The sequence below is a fragment of the Pseudomonas fluorescens genome (assembly GCF_000968015.1).
Classification (GTDB): Bacteria; Pseudomonadota; Gammaproteobacteria; order Pseudomonadales; family Pseudomonadaceae; genus Aquipseudomonas; species Aquipseudomonas fluorescens_W.
Map to the genome: position 1 here is coordinate 113,331 of NZ_LACH01000053.1, position 16,434 is coordinate 129,764.

17 protein-coding genes and 1 riboswitch are annotated in these 16,434 nt (G+C 59.9%); of the genes, 10 read left to right on the forward strand and 7 right to left on the reverse strand.

All coding sequences use genetic code 11. The features are described 5' to 3' along the window. The first annotated feature begins 41 nt into the window (after positions 1-41). On the forward strand, positions 42-1,658 hold the full coding sequence (gene nadB / locus VD17_RS22525) for an L-aspartate oxidase (protein ID WP_046055720.1): 1,617 nt from the start codon (positions 42-44) through the stop codon (positions 1,656-1,658). On the opposite strand, the gene VD17_RS31815 is transcribed toward nadB, so the two are convergent. Then, entirely contained in the window at positions 1,627-2,079 is a 453-nt protein-coding gene (locus VD17_RS31815) for a protein YgfX (RefSeq protein WP_080932057.1), read from the reverse strand. The two genes, nadB and VD17_RS31815, sit on opposite strands and share 32 nt — an antisense overlap. Continuing rightward, on the reverse strand, positions 2,063-2,317 hold the full coding sequence (locus tag VD17_RS22530) for an FAD assembly factor SdhE (protein ID WP_033054070.1): 255 nt from the start codon (positions 2,315-2,317) through the stop codon (positions 2,063-2,065). Before VD17_RS22530 ends, VD17_RS31815 begins: the two co-directional genes overlap by 17 nt. Positions 2,318-2,466: 149 nt before the next feature. On the opposite strand from VD17_RS22530, the gene ygfZ reads away from it, so the two are divergent. Then, positions 2,467-3,408: a CAF17-like 4Fe-4S cluster assembly/insertion protein YgfZ gene (gene ygfZ / locus VD17_RS22535; protein ID WP_046055721.1), complete on the forward strand. Its 942-nt coding sequence runs from the start codon at positions 2,467-2,469 to the stop codon at positions 3,406-3,408. 34 nt (positions 3,409-3,442) lie between these two features. Then, a complete protein-coding gene (locus tag VD17_RS22540; RefSeq protein WP_046055722.1) occupies positions 3,443-4,264 on the forward strand; it encodes an HDOD domain-containing protein in 822 nt (273 codons plus the stop codon). 43 nt (positions 4,265-4,307) lie between these two features. Here the strand turns inward: VD17_RS22540 and VD17_RS22545 are convergent, their stop codons facing one another. Next, positions 4,308-5,696, reverse strand: a complete 1,389-nt coding sequence (locus VD17_RS22545; RefSeq protein ID WP_046055723.1) for a sensor histidine kinase — start codon at positions 5,694-5,696, stop codon at positions 4,308-4,310. After that, complete coding sequence (locus VD17_RS22550) at positions 5,689-6,360, reverse strand: response regulator (RefSeq protein ID WP_046055724.1); 672 nt, start codon at positions 6,358-6,360, stop codon at positions 5,689-5,691. Before VD17_RS22550 ends, VD17_RS22545 begins: the two co-directional genes overlap by 8 nt. Positions 6,361-6,595: 235 nt before the next feature. On the opposite strand from VD17_RS22550, the gene VD17_RS22555 reads away from it, so the two are divergent. From VD17_RS22555 to VD17_RS22575, 5 genes are read left to right on the forward strand one after another with little or no spacing between them, the layout of a single operon-like run. Then, the gene (locus tag VD17_RS22555) at positions 6,596-7,888 is read left to right on the forward strand and encodes an OprD family porin (protein WP_046055725.1); all 1,293 of its coding nucleotides are present in this window, start codon (positions 6,596-6,598) and stop codon (positions 7,886-7,888) included. Positions 7,889-7,927: 39 nt separating this feature from the next. Beyond that, positions 7,928-8,905 carry a Bug family tripartite tricarboxylate transporter substrate binding protein gene (locus VD17_RS22560; protein ID WP_046055726.1) on the forward strand — a complete coding sequence of 326 codons (978 nt, stop codon included), beginning with the start codon at positions 7,928-7,930 and terminating at the stop codon, positions 8,903-8,905. Between the two features lie 59 nt (positions 8,906-8,964). Beyond that, positions 8,965-9,423, forward strand: a complete 459-nt coding sequence (locus VD17_RS22565; RefSeq protein WP_046055727.1) for a tripartite tricarboxylate transporter TctB family protein — start codon at positions 8,965-8,967, stop codon at positions 9,421-9,423. A gap of 1 nt (position 9,424) precedes the next feature. Next, complete coding sequence (locus VD17_RS22570; RefSeq protein WP_046055728.1) at positions 9,425-10,939, forward strand: tripartite tricarboxylate transporter permease; 1,515 nt, start codon at positions 9,425-9,427, stop codon at positions 10,937-10,939. Next, on the forward strand, positions 10,932-11,972 hold the full coding sequence (locus tag VD17_RS22575) for an AbrB family transcriptional regulator (RefSeq protein ID WP_046055729.1): 1,041 nt from the start codon (positions 10,932-10,934) through the stop codon (positions 11,970-11,972). The genes VD17_RS22570 and VD17_RS22575 overlap by 8 nt, the downstream gene beginning before the upstream one ends. 98 nt (positions 11,973-12,070) lie before the next feature. Here VD17_RS22575 and ung read toward each other — a convergent pair whose 3' ends face one another. Then, positions 12,071-12,763: a uracil-DNA glycosylase gene (gene ung / locus VD17_RS22580; RefSeq protein WP_046055730.1), complete on the reverse strand. Its 693-nt coding sequence runs from the start codon at positions 12,761-12,763 to the stop codon at positions 12,071-12,073. A gap of 132 nt (positions 12,764-12,895) precedes the next feature. On the opposite strand from ung, the gene VD17_RS22585 reads away from it, so the two are divergent. After that, on the forward strand, positions 12,896-13,999 hold the full coding sequence (locus VD17_RS22585; protein WP_046055731.1) for an enoyl-CoA hydratase/isomerase family protein: 1,104 nt from the start codon (positions 12,896-12,898) through the stop codon (positions 13,997-13,999). Positions 14,000-14,059: 60 nt separating this feature from the next. On the opposite strand, the gene VD17_RS22590 is transcribed toward VD17_RS22585, so the two are convergent. Then, entirely contained in the window at positions 14,060-14,509 is a 450-nt protein-coding gene (locus VD17_RS22590) for a hypothetical protein (protein ID WP_080932058.1), read from the reverse strand. A gap of 167 nt (positions 14,510-14,676) precedes the next feature. Further along, on the reverse strand, positions 14,677-14,919 hold the full coding sequence (locus VD17_RS22595) for a hypothetical protein (protein WP_046055796.1): 243 nt from the start codon (positions 14,917-14,919) through the stop codon (positions 14,677-14,679). A gap of 277 nt (positions 14,920-15,196) precedes the next feature. Continuing rightward, positions 15,197-15,297: riboswitch (guanidine-I (ykkC/yxkD leader) on the forward strand. Positions 15,298-15,359: 62 nt separating this feature from the next. On the opposite strand from VD17_RS22595, the gene VD17_RS22600 reads away from it, so the two are divergent. Further along, a complete protein-coding gene (locus VD17_RS22600) occupies positions 15,360-16,427 on the forward strand; it encodes a putative urea ABC transporter substrate-binding protein (protein ID WP_046055733.1) in 1,068 nt (355 codons plus the stop codon). Positions 16,428-16,434: the final 7 nt, after the last annotated feature.

Genomic DNA, 16,434 nt, shown 5'->3' on the forward strand with positions numbered 1-16,434 from the left:
GCGCCAACCCCGACCCGGGTCGCTTTGAGCGGAATCCTGAAATGAGCCAACAGTTTCAACATGATGTTCTGGTCATTGGCAGCGGCGCTGCCGGTTTGAGCCTTGCGCTGACCCTGCCCGACCACCTGCGCATTGCCGTACTGAGCAAAGGTGATCTCGCCAACGGCTCGACGTTCTGGGCCCAGGGCGGCGTCGCTGCCGTCCTGGATGACACCGACACTGTCGAATCCCACGTCGACGACACCCTGAATGCCGGCGGTGGCCTCTGCCACGAAGACGCCGTACGCTTTACCGTCGAGCACAGTAAAGAGGCGATTCAATGGCTGATCGACCAGGGCGTACCCTTCACACGCGATGAACAGTCCGGCACCGAAGATGGCGGATTCGAGTTCCACCTGACCCGCGAGGGCGGCCACAGTCATCGGCGCATCATCCATGCCGCCGATGCCACGGGCGCAGCGATTTTCAGAACCTTGCTCGACAAGGCCAGGCAACGACCGAACATTGAACTGCTGGAACAGCGGGTCGCGGTCGACCTGATCACCGAAAAACGCCTGGGACTTGAAGGTGATCGCTGCCTCGGCGCCTACGTCCTCAATCGCGGGACCGGTGAAGTCGACACCTACGGCGCTCGCTTTGTGATCCTCGCATCGGGTGGCGCAGCAAAGGTCTACCTCTATACCAGCAACCCCGACGGCGCCTGCGGTGATGGTATTGCCATGGCCTGGCGTTCGGGCTGCCGGGTGGCGAATCTGGAATTCAACCAGTTCCACCCCACTTGCCTGTATCACCCGCAAGCCAAGAGTTTCCTGATCACCGAAGCCCTGCGCGGTGAAGGCGCACACCTGAAGCTGCCCAACGGCGAACGCTTCATGCAACGCTTCGACCCTCGCGCCGAGTTGGCACCACGCGACATCGTCGCCCGGGCCATCGACCATGAAATGAAGCGCCTGGGTGTCGATTGTGTCTATCTGGACATCAGCCACAAGCCGGAAGCGTTCATCAAGACTCACTTCCCGACGGTGTACGAACGCTGCCTCGAATTCTCCATCGACATCACCAAACAACCGATTCCAGTGGTTCCGGCGGCGCACTACACCTGCGGCGGCGTGATGGTCGATCAGCAGGGTCGCACCGATGTGCCGGGGCTATATGCCATTGGCGAAACCAGCTTCACCGGCCTGCACGGCGCCAACCGCATGGCCAGCAACTCGTTACTCGAGTGTTTCGTTTACGCGCGTTCGGCGGCGGCGGACATTCTTGAGCAGCTGCCGCAGGTTTCGGTTCCGATCGCCCTGCCCGTCTGGGATGCGAGCCAGGTCACCGACTCCGATGAGGACGTGATCATTGCGCACAACTGGGACGAACTGCGGCGATTCATGTGGGACTACGTCGGCATCGTGCGCACCAACAAGCGCTTGCAACGAGCACAGCACCGTGTGCGGTTGTTGCTGGATGAAATCGACGAGTTCTACAGCAACTACAAGGTCAGTCGCGATTTGATCGAATTGCGTAACCTGGCCCAGGTGGCCGAGCTGATGATCCAGTCAGCCATGGAACGCAAGGAGAGTCGCGGCCTGCATTACACCCTCGACTATCCGAACATGCTGCCGGTTGCCCTGGACACTATTCTGGTGCCGCCCACCTACGTCGACTGAACGTGAGCCGAACCCGCAGGCGCCGGTGCAGATCCGCCGCCTGCGAGTCGCGGGGAACGCAGATTGATCTGACCCGGCGCTCGTCTCGCAGACGAAAACGCAGCACAACGAGCAAAGGTAGCGCCAGGCTGTCCGGTCGTAGCTGCACCGATTGCCAACCCTCCTCCTGATTCCACAATTGCCAGCCATCGGCATTGCGACGCAAGCCGCAAAATGCCCTTGGGTGTGTCAGCAGAATCTGTCGCGGTAACGCCCAAGCGCCGTGAGCCAGACAGCAAAAAGCGCCGAGCAGACTGGCCCAGGCCGGTATAGAGAGAAGGCACAGCGAACCCAGTGCGAACAGCTGGGCCAGAAGATACGCCGCCAGCAATTGCCGTGAGGCATGCCAGCGGCATTCGAACGCATTACTTGGGCTGGACACGATCCAGAATCATGCGAACCATGCGCTGAAGCTCCGGATCTTCCGATTCGGCGCGTTCCATGAACCAGCCGAACATGTCCTGATCTTCACATTCGAGCAGCCTGCGGTAGCAATCGCGGTCGACATCATTGAGGTGCGGATAGACCTCTTTCACGAACGGCACCAGCAACACGTCAAGCTCAAGCATGCCGCGGCGGCTGTGCCAGTAGAGGCGATTCAGTTCAACATCTTCGACCATGGAGCGCTCCTCAAATAGGCGGCAAGTATACAGCCCCAGGCACAGTCGAACACTCGGCTTTGGTCGGCCACCAACGATCCTTTGTGAACTACCCATTTCAAGAGCGCCCCCTTATGATGTCCCCCAGACTCTTTACCCTGCGATGACCCATGGCCGATTCTGCTTTTTTCTGCACCCTGTCTCACGAAGGCGTTCTCGCAGTACGCGGCGCGGATGCCGGCAAATTCCTGCAAGGCCAATTGACCTGCAACCTCAATTACCTGAGTGACACCCAGGCCAGCCTCGGCGCCCGCTGCACGCAGAAGGGCCGGATGCAGTCGAGTTTCCGCATCCTGCTGGAAGGCGACGGCGTTCTGATGGCCATGGCCACCGAATTGCTGGAACCGCAACTGGCGGACCTGAAAAAGTACGCGGTGTTTTCCAAATCCAAACTGACCGACGAAAGCACCGCCTGGGTCCGCTTCGGCGTCGACCATGGTGATGCGGCACTGATCAGCCTCGGTCTTGAGCTTCCGGCCGACACAGACAGCGTCGCGCGCAATGACGGCTTGATCGCCATTCGCGTCTCGCCGGACCGCGCCGAACTCTGGGTCGCCGCTGACCAGGCCGACCTCATCAAGGGCAAACTGTCCTCCGTATTGACCGAAGGCGATCTGAATCAATGGCTGTTGGGCCAGATCCGCGCAGGGATCGGTCAAGTCATGCCGAGCACTCGCGAGTTGTTCATCCCGCAGATGCTCAATCTGCAAGCCGTGGGTGGCGTGAGTTTCAAGAAAGGTTGCTACACCGGCCAGGAAATCGTCGCGCGCATGCAGTACCTGGGCAAACTCAAGCGCCGCTTGTATCGCCTGACACTGGATGCCAGCGAATTGCCTGAACCAGGCACACAATTGTTTTCCCCTACCCACGGCAGCTCTATCGGCGAAGTGGTGCTGGCTGCCAACGCCGGGCAAAACATTGAACTCCTGGCCGTGCTGCAAGCCGAAGCAGCGGAAGGAGGCGATATCCATCTGGGCGCGCTCGAAGGGCCAGCCCTGCACCTGCTCGACCTGCCTTACGAACTGGATCGCGATCGCGAAATCCAGCGTTAACAGCAGCATTTGTCGCAACACCTAGAGAAACGAAATGAGTGAGCTGGCGGAAAAGGTCCAACAGGATTTGGTTGAGGCCATCGATAACGATGACCTGGTTCTGCCAACGTTACCGGAAGTGGCCCTGCAGATTCGCAAGGCCGCTGAAGACCCGGAAATCAGTGTCAGCACCCTGAGCAAAGTGATCGGCCGCGATACCGCGCTGTCGGCGCGCCTGATCAAAGTGGTCAACAGCCCGCTGTTGCGCGCGACCCAGGAAGTCACTGACCTGCACACGGCAATCACTCGATTGGGCATCAATTACAGCAGCAACCTGGCCATCGGTCTGGTCATGGAACAGATTTTCCATGCCCGCTCCGAGGTGGTGGAACACAAAATGCGCGATGTCTGGCGCAAAAGCCTGGAAATCGCCGGGATCAGCTATGCATTGTGCCGCAGGTACACGCAACTCAAGCCCGATCAGGCAGCCCTTGGCGGACTGGTGCACCAGATCGGTGTGTTGCCGATCCTGACCTACGCCGAAGATCACTATGAATTGCTGGCTGACCCGGTCAGCCTCAACCATGTGATCGATCGCATTCATCCACTGCTCGGCGACAAACTGCTCAGGGTCTGGGAGTTTCCGGAAATGCTGGTACAGGTGCCGGGGCTTTATCTGGACTTCAATCGACAGTCCGAGCGGGTCGATTATGTCGATCTGGTGCAAGTGGCCAGCCTGTATTGCCACAAGGACACCGACCATCCCCTCGCGCGCATCGACGCACTCAGCGTGCCTGCGTTCAAAAAGCTGGGAATTGATCCAGAGAACGAGGCGATGTGCCGCGATCTGGAAGAGTCGCGGTCGATGTTTTACTGATTTCTGTGGCGAGGGAGCTTGCTCCCTCGCCACAGGGTTGTGTTCACTCCCCAGCAATAAAACTCACCCGCACCTTCAACCCGGCCCGTTCTCCATCGTGCAGGCTGATTTGAGCCAAGTGTGCGCGGCAGATCTCGCCAACAATCGCCAGTCCCAACCCCGAACCGGCCACCTGCTGGTTGCGCCGGTAAAAGCGCTCGAATACCCGATCTCGCTCTTCAAGAGGAATGCCGGGGCCGTCGTCCTCGACCTCCAACACGGCCGGTGCCGTGACCCGAAGAATCACGTTGCCACCCGACGGTGTATGGGCCAGCGCGTTGTCCACCAGATTGCTCAACAGTTCGTTCAACAGCGTTGGCTCGCCGCGCAACCACACCGGTTCGTCCGCTTCCAGCGCCAACGCCACACCGCGTGCGTGGGCCAGCGGTGCCATGGCCATGCCGAGTTCGCGAGCCAGCTGACTGAGGTCAAGCAACTGCGCGCCGCCCTCGGCGATGGCCCGGGCACCATTTTCGACCCGTGCCAGCGAAAGCAATTGATTGGCAAGGTGGGTCAAACGATCCGTGCCTTGGGCGGCGGTTTCCAATGTACTGCGCCAGGTTTCAGGTTCGGTCGAGCGCAAACCCAGTTCCAGTCGTGCCTTGAGCGCCGCCAGGGGAGTACGCAGCTCATGGGCGGCATCGGCGATGAATTGCGCCTGACGCTCGAACTGCCCGCGCAGACGCTCGGTAAAGTGATTGAGCGCGCGCACCAATGGCCACAATTCGTGCTGCACTTCCACCAACGGCAATGGCCGCAGATCGTCCGATTGACGCTCTTCCACCGCCGTGCGCAAGCGCTCCAGCGGACGCAACGCGGCGCTCACTGCAAACCACACCAGCAACAGCGCCCCCATCGCCAGCATGCCCAGACGCAACAATGTGTCCGCCGCCAGGCTGCGGGCCATGCTGACCCGCGCCTCATCGGTTTCCGCCACACGGATTTCCGCCATGCCGTTCATGTTCGGCTCGCTCACGGGTTTGAGCAGGCTCACCACGCGTACGTTCTGCCCTTGGTACTTGGCGTTATAGAAACGCGCCAGTGCCGGATAGTCGTCCGTTCGCGGGGTTCCCGGCGGCGGAGGGGGAAGGTTTTCGTAACCTGAGATCAGCTTCTGATTGATGTCGTTGACCAGGTAAAAAATCCGTCCCGCACTGTCGTAGGCGAAGGTGTCGAGGGCCACGTACGGCACGTCAGCACTCAGCGAGCCGTCGCGCTGGGAGACGCCCGCCGCGATGGTCCGTGCCGAGGCCAGCAAGGTCCGGTCATAGGCGGTGTCGGCAGCTTCGCGACCGTTCCAGTAAGCGCTCAAACCACTGGCCAACATCAACACCACCAGCAACAACGCCAGATTCCACAGCAACCGCCAACGCAGGCTGCTGGGCTTATGCATCGCGGCTTTCCAGCAAGTAGCCGAGACCGCGGAAGGTCACGATGACCACCGGTTGGCCATCGAGCTTTTTGCGCAGGCGATGGACATAGATCTCGATGGCGTCGGGACTGGCCTCTTCGTCCAGACCGAAAACTTGCGAGGCCAGTTGTTCCTTGCTCATCACCCGGCCAGGACGGGCGATCAGGGCTTCAAGAACAGCTTGTTCGCGGGAGGTCAGCGTCAGTAATTCTTCGCCGAGGGTGAAGCGCCGAGTGTCCAGGTCATAGGCGAGCACGCCGCAGCGCTGCACGCGTTCACCGCCGAGCACACTGCGGCGCAGCAGGGCTTTGACCCGGGCTTCGAGTTCAGTCAGTTCGAATGGTTTGGCCAGGTAATCGTCAGCGCCGAGGTTCAAGCCGTGGACCCGATCCTTGACGTCGCTGCGAGCGGTCAACATCAACACTGGCAGGTTCTTGCCCCGAGCCCGCAGGCGCGCCAGCACTTCGAAGCCATCCATGCGCGGCAGGCCGACGTCGAGAATCGCCATGGCGTATTCCTCGCTGCTCAACGCCAGGTCCGCCGCCACACCGTCGTGCAGCACATCCACGGTCAGCCCGGTGCTCTTGAGCGCCTGGGCGACACTTTCGGCGAGCTGCAGATGGTCTTCGACGAGCAGAACACGCATGGATCTTTACCTCATTCAGGGATGGTCGGCGCCATTCTTTGGCGCGGAGTTTACAGCCGCAACCGCCGCTGTGAAGCCCGAAAACCGTGAAAGTCTTCTGAAAGGTTAGCGAAAGGTTGGCCGGTTAGAGTCCAGCCACGGACAGTTTCGACTGCCGTGCGCTACCGCACATAGCGATACGAAAAACGCCTCGAAGCGTTTTCGCCAATAAGAACAATAAACGGAGTACTTCAATATGCTGTCCATGCAGCTCCAGGCGTGCCCGCCTGCTCGCTTTTCCCGCCTCAGCCACACCGCGCTTGTCAGTGCCGCCGCCCTCGCCGGCTTTTCGCCGTTGAGTCAGGCTGCCTTCTTCGAAGACAGTACGGCAACCCTCGAAACCCGCAACATGTATTTCAACCGCGACTTTCGCGACGGTACCAGCGCCCAGCAATCCAAGCGGGACGAATGGGCTCAGGGGTTCATGCTCAACCTGCAATCGGGTTACACCGACGGCGCCGTGGGGTTCGGTGTCGATGCGCTGGGCATGCTGGGGGTCAAACTCGATTCGAGTCCCGACCGCACCGGCACCGGCCTGCTGCCAACCCATGACGACGGCCGCGCAGCCGATGAGTACTCCAAGCTTGGCCTGACCGGCAAAGTGAAAATCTCCGCCACGGAGCTTAAAATCGGCAGCCTGATTCCGGAACTGCCGATCCTCAAGCCCAACGACGGGCGCATCCTGCCGCAGACCTTTGAAGGCGGAATGCTGACCTCCAAGGAAATCAAGAACCTGACCTTCACCGGCGGGCGTCTGGAGAAAGCCAAGGACCGCGACAGCACCGACTTCGAGGACATCGCCCTCAACAACAAGAACAGCCGCTTCGCTGGCACCGTGGCCGGCAAGCATTTCGACTTTGGCGGCCTGGACTACAAGTTCACGGACAAAATCACCGGCAGCTACCACTTCGCGCAACTTGATGAAGTCTACAACCAGCACTTCCTCGGTGTTGTCGCCTCGCAACCGTTCGGCCCCGGCACTTTCGGCACCGACCTGCGCCTGGCCATCAGTGATGACGAGGGCGCGGCCCGTGGCGGCAAGATCGACAACAAGTCCCTCAACGGCCTGGTGAGCTACGCCTTGAGCGGGCATAAATTCAGCGCCGGCTATCAGCACATGTCCGGCGACAGCGCGTTCCCTTATGTCGATGGCAGTGACCCGTACCTGGTCAACTTCGTTCAGATCAACGACTTTGCCGGCGCCGAAGAACGTTCCTGGCAGGCACGTTACGACTTCGACTTCGCCAGGCTTGGAGTTCCCGGCCTGAGTTTCATGAGCCGTTACGTGAGCGGTGACAACATCAAACTCAAGAACGGTGACGAAGGCAAGGAATGGGAACGCAACAGCGAAATCAAATACGTCGTACAAAGCGGCGCGCTCAAGGATGTTGCCGTGCGCCTGCGTAATGCCACTTACCGTTCCAACTACTCCGCTCGCGATGCCGATGAAGTGCGTCTGCTGGTGAGCTATAGCGTTGCCCTTTGGTAATTCAGTACACCTATAACAACAACTCCCAAGGAGACTTGAATGAACCTATCACTGCGTAAAGTTGCTCTCACCGCCAGCGCCCTGCTGTTCGCCGGCCAATTGCTCGCTGAACCCAAACGCCCGGAATGCATCGCCCCGGCCTCGCCCGGCGGCGGCTTCGACCTGACCTGCAAACTGGCGCAAAGCGCGCTGGTGAATCAGAAATTGCTGACCAAACCAATGCGCGTGACCTACATGCCCGGCGGCGTTGGCGCGGTGGCATACAACGCGGTGGTCGCTCAGCGTCCTGCCGACGCCGGCACGCTGGTGGCGTGGTCCAGCGGTTCGCTGTTGAACCTGGCCCAAGGCAAGTTCGGTCGTTTCGATGAAAGCGCCGTGCGCTGGCTGGCGGCGGTTGGAACAAGCTACGGCGCCATCGCGGTGAAAAGCGATTCGCCTTACAAGAACCTGGACGATCTGGTTCAGGCGTTGAAGAAAGATCCGAGCAAAGTGGTGATCGGCTCCGGCGGCACCGTCGGCAGCCAGGACTGGATGCAGACCGCCCTGATCGCCAAGGCTGCCGGGATCAACCCGCGCGACCTGCGTTACGTCGCCCTCGAAGGCGGCGGTGAAATCGCCACCGCCCTGCTCGGCGGCCACATCCAGGTCGGCAGCACCGACATCTCCGACTCCATGCCACACATCCAGAGCGGTGACATGCGCCTGCTGGCCGTGTTCTCCGAGAAGCGTCTGGACGAGCCGGAAATGAAAGACATTCCGACCGCCAAAGAGCAAGGCTACGACATCGTCTGGCCAGTGGTTCGCGGCTTCTACCTCGGGCCAAAGGTTAGCGACGAAGACTACGCCTGGTGGAAAGACGCGTTCGACAAGCTGCTGGCTTCTGAAGAGTTCGCCAAGTTGCGCGATCAGCGTGAACTGTTCCCGTTCGCCATGACCGGCCCGGAGCTGGACACCTACGTGAAGAAGCAGGTCGCGGACTACAAAGTGCTGGCCAAAGAGTTCGGCCTGATTCAGTGATCGCCTCTGTCTAGCGGCTACGACCCCCTTTCTGCGGGGTCGTGGCGCAGGAGTTTCCCATGCTCTTACAACGCATTTTTGCTTCGGTGCTGTTACTGGCCTGTGTCGGCCTGGCGCTGATGGCGTGGCCGTATCAAGCGTCTTTTTCCTACGAACCGGTGGGACCGCGAGCCTTTCCACTGTTGATGCTCGGCCTGATGGGGCTGGCATTGTTGTACATGGTGTTTCGGCCGACGCCCATTGTGCACAGCGACGACGACCCGAAACTGGACCGTGAAACCCTGATCAAAATCGGCATCTGCGTACTGCTGTTGCTGGTGTTCGCCGGGGCCTTCGAACCTCTTGGTTTCATCGTCGCCAGCATTCTGATCGGGGTCCCGATGGCACGCCTGTATGGCGGCCGCTGGCTGCCCAGTACGGTGATCATCAGCCTGATGGCTATCGGTCTTTATCTGCTGTTCGACAAGGTGATGGACGTGCCACTGCCGCTGGGCGTGCTCGACGTTCTGGAGAACTGATATGGATACTCTTGGCTATTTGGGTCAGGGCTTCGGCGTCGCGCTGAGCCCGTACAACCTGGTGACCGCGCTGTGCGGCACCCTGATCGGCACCGTCGTCGGGCTGTTGCCAGGCCTGGGTCCGATCAACGGCGTAGCGTTGCTGATTCCGATCGCATTCGCCCTGGGCCTGCCACCGGAGTCGGCTCTGATTCTGCTGGCGGCGGTGTACCTGGGTTGCGAATACGGCGGCCGGATCAGTTCGATCCTGCTGAACATCCCGGGTGAAGCATCCACGGTAATGACCACCCTCGACGGTTACCCGATGGCCCGCAAGGGGCTGGCCGGTGTAGCGCTGTCGCTGTCGGCATGGAGCTCGTTCATCGGTGCGTTCATCGCGACGTGCGGCATGGTGCTGTTCGCCCCGCTGCTGGCGAAATGGGCGATTGCCTTCGGACCCGCGGAATACTTCGTGCTGATGGTGTTTGCGATTGTCTGTCTCGGCGGCATGGCCGGCGACCGACCACTAAAGACCTTTATCGCCGCGCTGATAGGCTTGTTTCTATCGACCGTCGGGATCGATGCCAACAGCGGCGTGTATCGTTTCACCGGGGATAACATCCATTTGACGGACGGCATTCAGTTCGTTGTGCTGGTACTGGGCTTGTTCTCCATCAGTGAAATCCTTCTACTGCTGGAAAAAACTCATCGCGGCCAGGAAGCGGTGAAAGCCACCGGGCGCATGATGTTCAACTTCAAGGAAGCCTCGGCGGTGTTCGTGGTGAACATCCGTTGCGGTTTGCTGGGCTTCATCATGGGCGTGTTGCCGGGTGCCGGCGCGACGTTGGCCAGCGCTGTGGCCTACATGACCGAGAAACGTATCGCCGGTGCCAAGGGCACTTTCGGACAAGGCGACATGCGTGGCCTCGCGGCTCCTGAAACCGCTATCGGTGGCGCTGCCTGCGGTGCCCTGGTGCCCATGCTGACCCTCGGCGTTCCGGGTTCGGGCACCACGGCGGTGATGATCGGCGCACTGTCGCTGTACAACATCACCCCGGGCCCGCTGTTGTTCCAGCAGCAACCGGACATCGTCTGGGGCCTGATCGCTTCGTTGTTCGTCGCCAACGTGATGCTGGTGATCCTCAACATTCCAATGATCCGCATCTTCACCCGCATCCTTGCCGTGCCGAACTGGGCGCTGGTGCCGGTGATCGCGATTATTACCGGGATCGGTGTCTACGCGGTGCATGCCACCACCTTCGACTTGTTCCTGATGATCGGCATCGGCATCTTCGGTTACATCCTGCGCAAGCTGGACTTCCCGTTGTCGCCGGTACTGCTGGGCTTCATCCTGGGCGGTCTGATGGAACAAAACCTGCGTCGCGCGCTGTCGATTTCCAACGGTGCACTGGAAATACTCTGGTCGAGCCCGATCACGTTCGGTTGCTGGGTGCTGACTGCAATCATGTTGCTGATGCCACTGCTGCGCATCTGGCGCAAACGCTCGGTCGCCCGGCGCGTTATCGCCGATGTCTGATCGAACACCCTTCAAAGCCTGGTGGGGAACGCCGCTGGTCGGTCTGCTGGGCGGTTACTTGGCCAGCCAGATCGGCTGGCCACTGCCGTGGATGGTCGGCTCGTTACTGGCGATCATCCTGGTGCGTTGCCTGACACCCTGGCAGTTGGCGGAAATCCCTGGCGGCCGCAAGTGCGGCCAGTGGATTGTCGGCATCGGCATCGGCCTGCACTTCACCCCGGTGGTGATGGAGCAGGTGCTAAGCCACTTCGGTCTGATCTTCTTCGGTGCATTGGTCACCAGCCTGACGGCCGTGGTCGGGGTCTGGTTGATGCGGCGTACCGGTGAAGATCGCGCCACCGCGTTCTTTTCCAGCATGCCCGGCGGCTCTGGGGAGATGGTCAACCTCGGCGCGCGTAACGGCGCGGTGCTCAGTCGCGTTGCGGCGGGGCAAAGTCTGCGGGTGTTGGTGGTGGTGCTGTGTGTGCCGGCGGCGTTCAAGTATTTGTTGGGTGACGGTGCGCCGTTGTCCCATGCCACTTCCGTTGACTGGCGCTGGCTGGCGCTTCTGTTTCCGGCGGGCGCCCTCGCCGCCTGGCTCTGGGAGCGTCTGCGGCAACCCAATCCGTGGCTGTTCGGGCCGTTGCTGGTGAGTGCGGCGGTGAGCATTGGCTGGGATCTGCACATCAGTTTGCCCAACGGCGGCAGCCAGATCGGCCAATGGCTGATTGGCAGCGGGTTGGGCTGTCACTTCAACCGACAGTTTTTTCGGCGTGCGCCTTCATTCATGGGCCGGACCTTGATCGGCACGGTGCTGACCATGTTGATCGCCACGTTGGCAGCATTGGGGTTGAGTGCGATGACGCATTTGGATTTGCGTTCGCTGACACTCGGCATGATGCCCGGCGGGATTGCGGAAATGAGCCTGACGGCAGAGACGTTGCAGTTGTCGGTACCGCTGGTGACGGCGATGCAGGTGATGCGGCTGTTGTTTGTGTTGTTTCTGGCGGAGCCGTTGTTCAAGTATTGGAATCGGGTACCGGATTCTGTCTGACTAGACCGAGTCGACCCCATCGCGAGCAAGCTCGCTCCCACATTGATTTTTTGAACACTGAAGAACCAGTGTGGGAGCGAGCTTGCTCGCGATGCTTTTTAGGCGGGCGGCAACCGCCACTCAATCGGCGTTTCGCCATTCTGCTCCAGAAACTTATTGGTTCGACTGAAGTGCCCGCACCCAAGGAAGCCACGATAGGCGGACAGCGGTGACGGATGCACCGACGTCAGCACCAGATGTTTGGTGGCATCGATCAGTTTCTGCTTGCTCTGGGCATGCGCGCCCCACAGCAGGAACACCAGATGTGGCTGGTGTTCGCTGACCACTTCGATAATCCGATCGGTAAAGTGCTGCCAGCCTTTGCCCGCATGGGCGTTGGCGTTGGCGCGTTCCACGGTCATGGTGGTGTTGATCATCAGCACGCCCTGGTCAGCCCAGCTTTGCAGGCAACCGTGGGTCGGGATGTCGATGTTCAGATCGCGTTTCAACTCTTTATAAATGTTCACCAGTGACGGCGGCGCGGGTACGCCCGGTTGCACCGAGAAGCACAAGCCATGGGCCTGTCCCGGACCGTGGTACGGGTCCTGGCCGAGGATGACGACTTTGACTTTATCCAGCGGCGTCGAATTGAGCGCGTTGAAAATCATCGGGCCTGGAGGGTAGATTTCCTTGCCGGCCGCGCGCTCCTCTTGCAGGAAGTTGCGCAACTCTGCCATGTAGGGCTGGTCGAATTCGGCACGCAATGCCTCCTTCCAGCTCGGTTCGAGTTTGATACGGTCGTCAGCAGTCATGGTTACATCCGGCAAAAACAATGGGGCGAACCCTAGGAAAGCCCATCACGCTTGTCAATTGATCTGACGCAGATCCGGCACTTTCCTACATAGCGATCATACTGAACGCTCAAATTCCTGATCGAGGTCACGATGAATCTGCACTTCGAAGAACTCACTGGCACCGACGGCGCACGCATCGGAGTCGCCAGCCTGGATGCCGAAAAGTCCCTCAATGCCCTGTCCTTGCCGATGATCAACGCCTTGCGCGATCAACTGGACGTCTGGGCCAAAGAACCGCAAATCGTCTGCGTCGTGTTGCGCGGCAACGGTGCCAAAGCCTTTTGCGCCGGTGGCGAAGTCCGCAGCCTGGTGGAAGCCTGTCGCGCCCATCCCGGCGAAGTGCCGCCGCTGGCAGCGCATTTCTTTGCGGCGGAATATCGCCTGGACTTCAATCTGCACACGTACCCTAAACCGCTGATCTGCTGGGGGCATGGCTATGTGCTCGGCGGCGGCATGGGGCTGCTGCAAGGGGCAGGCATCCGGATTGTCACGCCGAGCAGCCGGTTGGCGATGCCCGAGATCAGTATCGGTTTGTACCCGGATGTCGGGGCCAGTTGGTTTCTGTCGCGCTTGCCCGGCAAGCTCGGATTGTTTCTCGGCCTGACCGGCGCCCATATGAACGGTCGCGATGCGATCGATCTGGACCTGGCCGACCGTTTCCTGCTCGATGAACAGCAGGAAGAGCTGATGGAAGGCCTGCTGCAGTTGAACTGGCAGGAACAGACGCCAATGCAGCTGAACAGCCTGCTCAAGGCCTTGCAGCAGGAAGCGATCGCGCAAATGCCCGAAGCCCAGTGGCTGCCGCGACGCCAGCAGATCGATGAGCTGCTGGATGTCAGTGACGTGCGCTGCGCCTGGAAGGCCATCAGCCAGCTGCGTGACAGCACGGATATGCTACTCAGCCGTGCCGCGAAAACCATGAGCGAAGGCTCGCCCCTGACCGCTCATCTGGTGTGGGAACAGATCGCCCGCGCCCGGCACATGTCGCTGGCTCAAGTCTTTCAGATGGAATACACCATGAGCCTCAACTGTTGCCGTCATCCGGAGTTCAGCGAAGGTGTGCGCGCACGGTTGATCGACAAGGATCAAAAACCGCATTGGCACTGGCCAGACATCAATAATCTGCCGGATGCAGTGGTAGAAGCGCATTTCCACAAGGCTTGGGAAGGCCGGCATCCTCTGGCTGATCTGTAGGAATACTGAAATCCGGGCATAAAAAAGCGGCGCTTCATGCGCCGCTTTTTTTATAAGTGTTTAACGGTGGCCGCCTCGGCCATCGTGATCGCCTCGTCCATCGTGATCACCGCGACCGTTGTTGTGGTCGCCCCGTCCGCCGTGATTATTGCGTCCACCATTGCCACGGTAATCGTAGTTTCGGCCGTCGCGGTTGCGACCGTCCCAACCTTGATTCTGATGGGCCCGATAATCGCCTCGTTGCGGCTGGTAATAACGCGGTGCCGGTTGATAAACCCGCGGCTGGTAGTAATACCGCGGGGTTGGCTGGTAGTACCGCGCTGGCGGTGCGTAGTACCGGCGTGGTTGCGAGTAATAACCGCCGCCACCTGAGTAGTAAGGCCCGCCGTCATAATAGGATGGCGAGGAATAGACCTCGGAACGGTAATAGTTGGCTCCTCCATCGGAATAGGGCACGCATGCACCAAGAGACAATCCCAATACAGCAATCAGAAGAATTCGCAGATACATGGCGGCCTCCTGGACCGCGAGTGAGCCACGCCAGCGACGCTGGCAGGCGACAGTCAATTATTCGGTGACTGTCGAAAGATCAGACATCGTTTTCCAAATCTGGTGCGTTCCTGAAACACATTGAAACAAGTCGCCGATGAAAGGTTTTTCATCCATTCACCCGCTGATTAATGGTGGCCACCACGATATCCACCTCCGTAATGACGTGGCCCGTGCCCGCCCCAATAGTAGTAGCGATAGCCGCCATAAAAGCGCGGACCATAGTAATAACGCGGTCCGTAATAGTAGGAATAGGGCGAATAGCCGGGGTAGTAATCAGGCTCGGAATACACATCATAGCCACCGGCATAGTAATAGCAGCCGGCTAACCCAAGACCCAGAGCAACACCAAGCAACAGTCGACGAAACATGGCGGCCTCCTGAAAGACCCACAACCGGAACAGGCCGGCTGACACCTGTTTTGACTGGCAATGCTGCACCGAGTGCCAAGCCGCCTGGACCTTCAGATCAGCGGCCAGCCCGATCCATTGCGGTGCACCCACGCACCATCACAAGGCAACGCCGCCACCTATTTCCAACGCGCCATTTGCGTAATTGCCCACGCTAGAGCGCTCAAGCCGACTTGGCACGTCTCTCGCTTTAGCAAAGACGTGCAGGAGTCATCACAGGTTCGCGGCACCACAATTTGCAATGGCTGACTAGGGTTCCGGCTCGCTAAGGCGAGTGGCTGGTCCGAGAGTTGGCGACCTCCAGTTGAGGTTACACGGCGGGATAAAAGCCCGGGAGACAAGCCACCGTTCGCGGTGCCGCGTTGACTCCTGCCCGCCCTTGACCAACTGGAGAACCACCCATGTCCCAGCTTCGTTTACCCGCCCTGCTCGCCGCTGCTTTCGCAGCCTTCGTGAGCTTCTCGTCCCAGGCCGCCCAGAAAGACCACTTCAGCGTCTGCTGGACCATCTACGCCGGCTGGATGCCTTGGGAATACGCTGGCAGCCAAGGCATCGTCGATAAGTGGGCGAAAAAGTACGGCATCAAGATTGATGTGGTGCAGCTCAATGACTACGTCGAATCCATCAACCAATACACCGCCGGCCAGTTCGACGGCTGCACCATGACCAACATGGATGCGCTGACCATTCCGGCAGCCGGTGGCGTCGACAGCACCGCGCTGATCGTCAGCGACTTCTCCAATGGCAACGACGGCATTGTGCTCAAGGGTGACGGCAAGAAAGTCACCGACCTCAAAGGCATGGACGTCAATCTGGTAGAGCTCTCTGTCTCCCACTACCTGCTGGCCCGGGCGCTGGATTCGGTCGATCTCACCGAGAAAGACCTGAAAGTGGTCAACACCTCCGACGCCGACATTTCGGCCGCTTTCAACACCGATCAGGTCAACGCTGTCACCACCTGGAACCCGATGCTTTCGGACATCAAGGCCAAGCCTGCGGTGACCGAAGTGTTCAACTCCAGCCAGATCCCCGGCGAAATCATGGACATGATGGTGGTCAACTCATCGACCCTCAAAGACAACCCGGCCCTGGGCAAAGCGCTGACCGGCGCCTGGTTTGAAGTGGTCGAGTTGATGAACGCGAAAAACGCCGCCAGCAAAGCCGCCCTCGAACACATGGCTAAAGCTTCCGGCACCGATCTGGCCGGTTTCCAGTCGCAACTGGACACCACCAAATTGTTCGCCACACCCAAGGAAGCTTTGGCGTTCTCCACCAGCAAGCAACTGCCGGAAACCATGCGCAAGGTGGCCGAGTTCTCGTTCCAGCACGGCTTGCTGGGTGAAGGCGCCAAGGACACCAGCGCAGTCGGCATGGCGTTCGCCAATGGCGTGACCAGCGGCGACAAGACCAACCTCAAGCTGCGCTTCGACCCGACCTACGTGCAGATGGCCGCCGACGCCAAGCTGTAAACAGGAG

Excerpts from the sequence above, each read along its gene's own strand:
- VD17_RS22575 (WP_046055729.1), top strand. The coding sequence starts at position 10,932 with ATGTCTGATCGAACACCCTTCAAAGCCTGGTGGGGAACGCCGCTGGTC.
- VD17_RS22560 (WP_046055726.1), top strand. The coding sequence starts at position 7,928 with ATGAACCTATCACTGCGTAAAGTTGCTCTCACCGCCAGCGCCCTGCTG.
- VD17_RS22570 (WP_046055728.1), top strand. The coding sequence starts at position 9,425 with ATGGATACTCTTGGCTATTTGGGTCAGGGCTTCGGCGTCGCGCTGAGC.
- VD17_RS22555 (WP_046055725.1), top strand. The coding sequence starts at position 6,596 with ATGCTGTCCATGCAGCTCCAGGCGTGCCCGCCTGCTCGCTTTTCCCGC.
- ygfZ (WP_046055721.1), top strand. The coding sequence starts at position 2,467 with ATGGCCGATTCTGCTTTTTTCTGCACCCTGTCTCACGAAGGCGTTCTC.
- VD17_RS22600 (WP_046055733.1), top strand. The coding sequence starts at position 15,360 with ATGTCCCAGCTTCGTTTACCCGCCCTGCTCGCCGCTGCTTTCGCAGCC.
- VD17_RS22595 (WP_046055796.1), bottom strand. The coding sequence starts at position 14,919 with ATGTTTCGTCGACTGTTGCTTGGTGTTGCTCTGGGTCTTGGGTTAGCC.
- VD17_RS22540 (WP_046055722.1), top strand. The coding sequence starts at position 3,443 with ATGAGTGAGCTGGCGGAAAAGGTCCAACAGGATTTGGTTGAGGCCATC.
- VD17_RS22565 (WP_046055727.1), top strand. The coding sequence starts at position 8,965 with ATGCTCTTACAACGCATTTTTGCTTCGGTGCTGTTACTGGCCTGTGTC.
- VD17_RS22530 (WP_033054070.1), bottom strand. The coding sequence starts at position 2,317 with ATGGTCGAAGATGTTGAACTGAATCGCCTCTACTGGCACAGCCGCCGC.
- VD17_RS22550 (WP_046055724.1), bottom strand. The coding sequence starts at position 6,360 with ATGCGTGTTCTGCTCGTCGAAGACCATCTGCAGCTCGCCGAAAGTGTC.
- nadB (WP_046055720.1), top strand. The coding sequence starts at position 42 with ATGAGCCAACAGTTTCAACATGATGTTCTGGTCATTGGCAGCGGCGCT.
- VD17_RS22545 (WP_046055723.1), bottom strand. The coding sequence starts at position 5,696 with ATGCATAAGCCCAGCAGCCTGCGTTGGCGGTTGCTGTGGAATCTGGCG.
- VD17_RS22590 (WP_080932058.1), bottom strand. The coding sequence starts at position 14,509 with ATGTATCTGCGAATTCTTCTGATTGCTGTATTGGGATTGTCTCTTGGT.
- ung (WP_046055730.1), bottom strand. The coding sequence starts at position 12,763 with ATGACTGCTGACGACCGTATCAAACTCGAACCGAGCTGGAAGGAGGCA.
- VD17_RS22585 (WP_046055731.1), top strand. The coding sequence starts at position 12,896 with ATGAATCTGCACTTCGAAGAACTCACTGGCACCGACGGCGCACGCATC.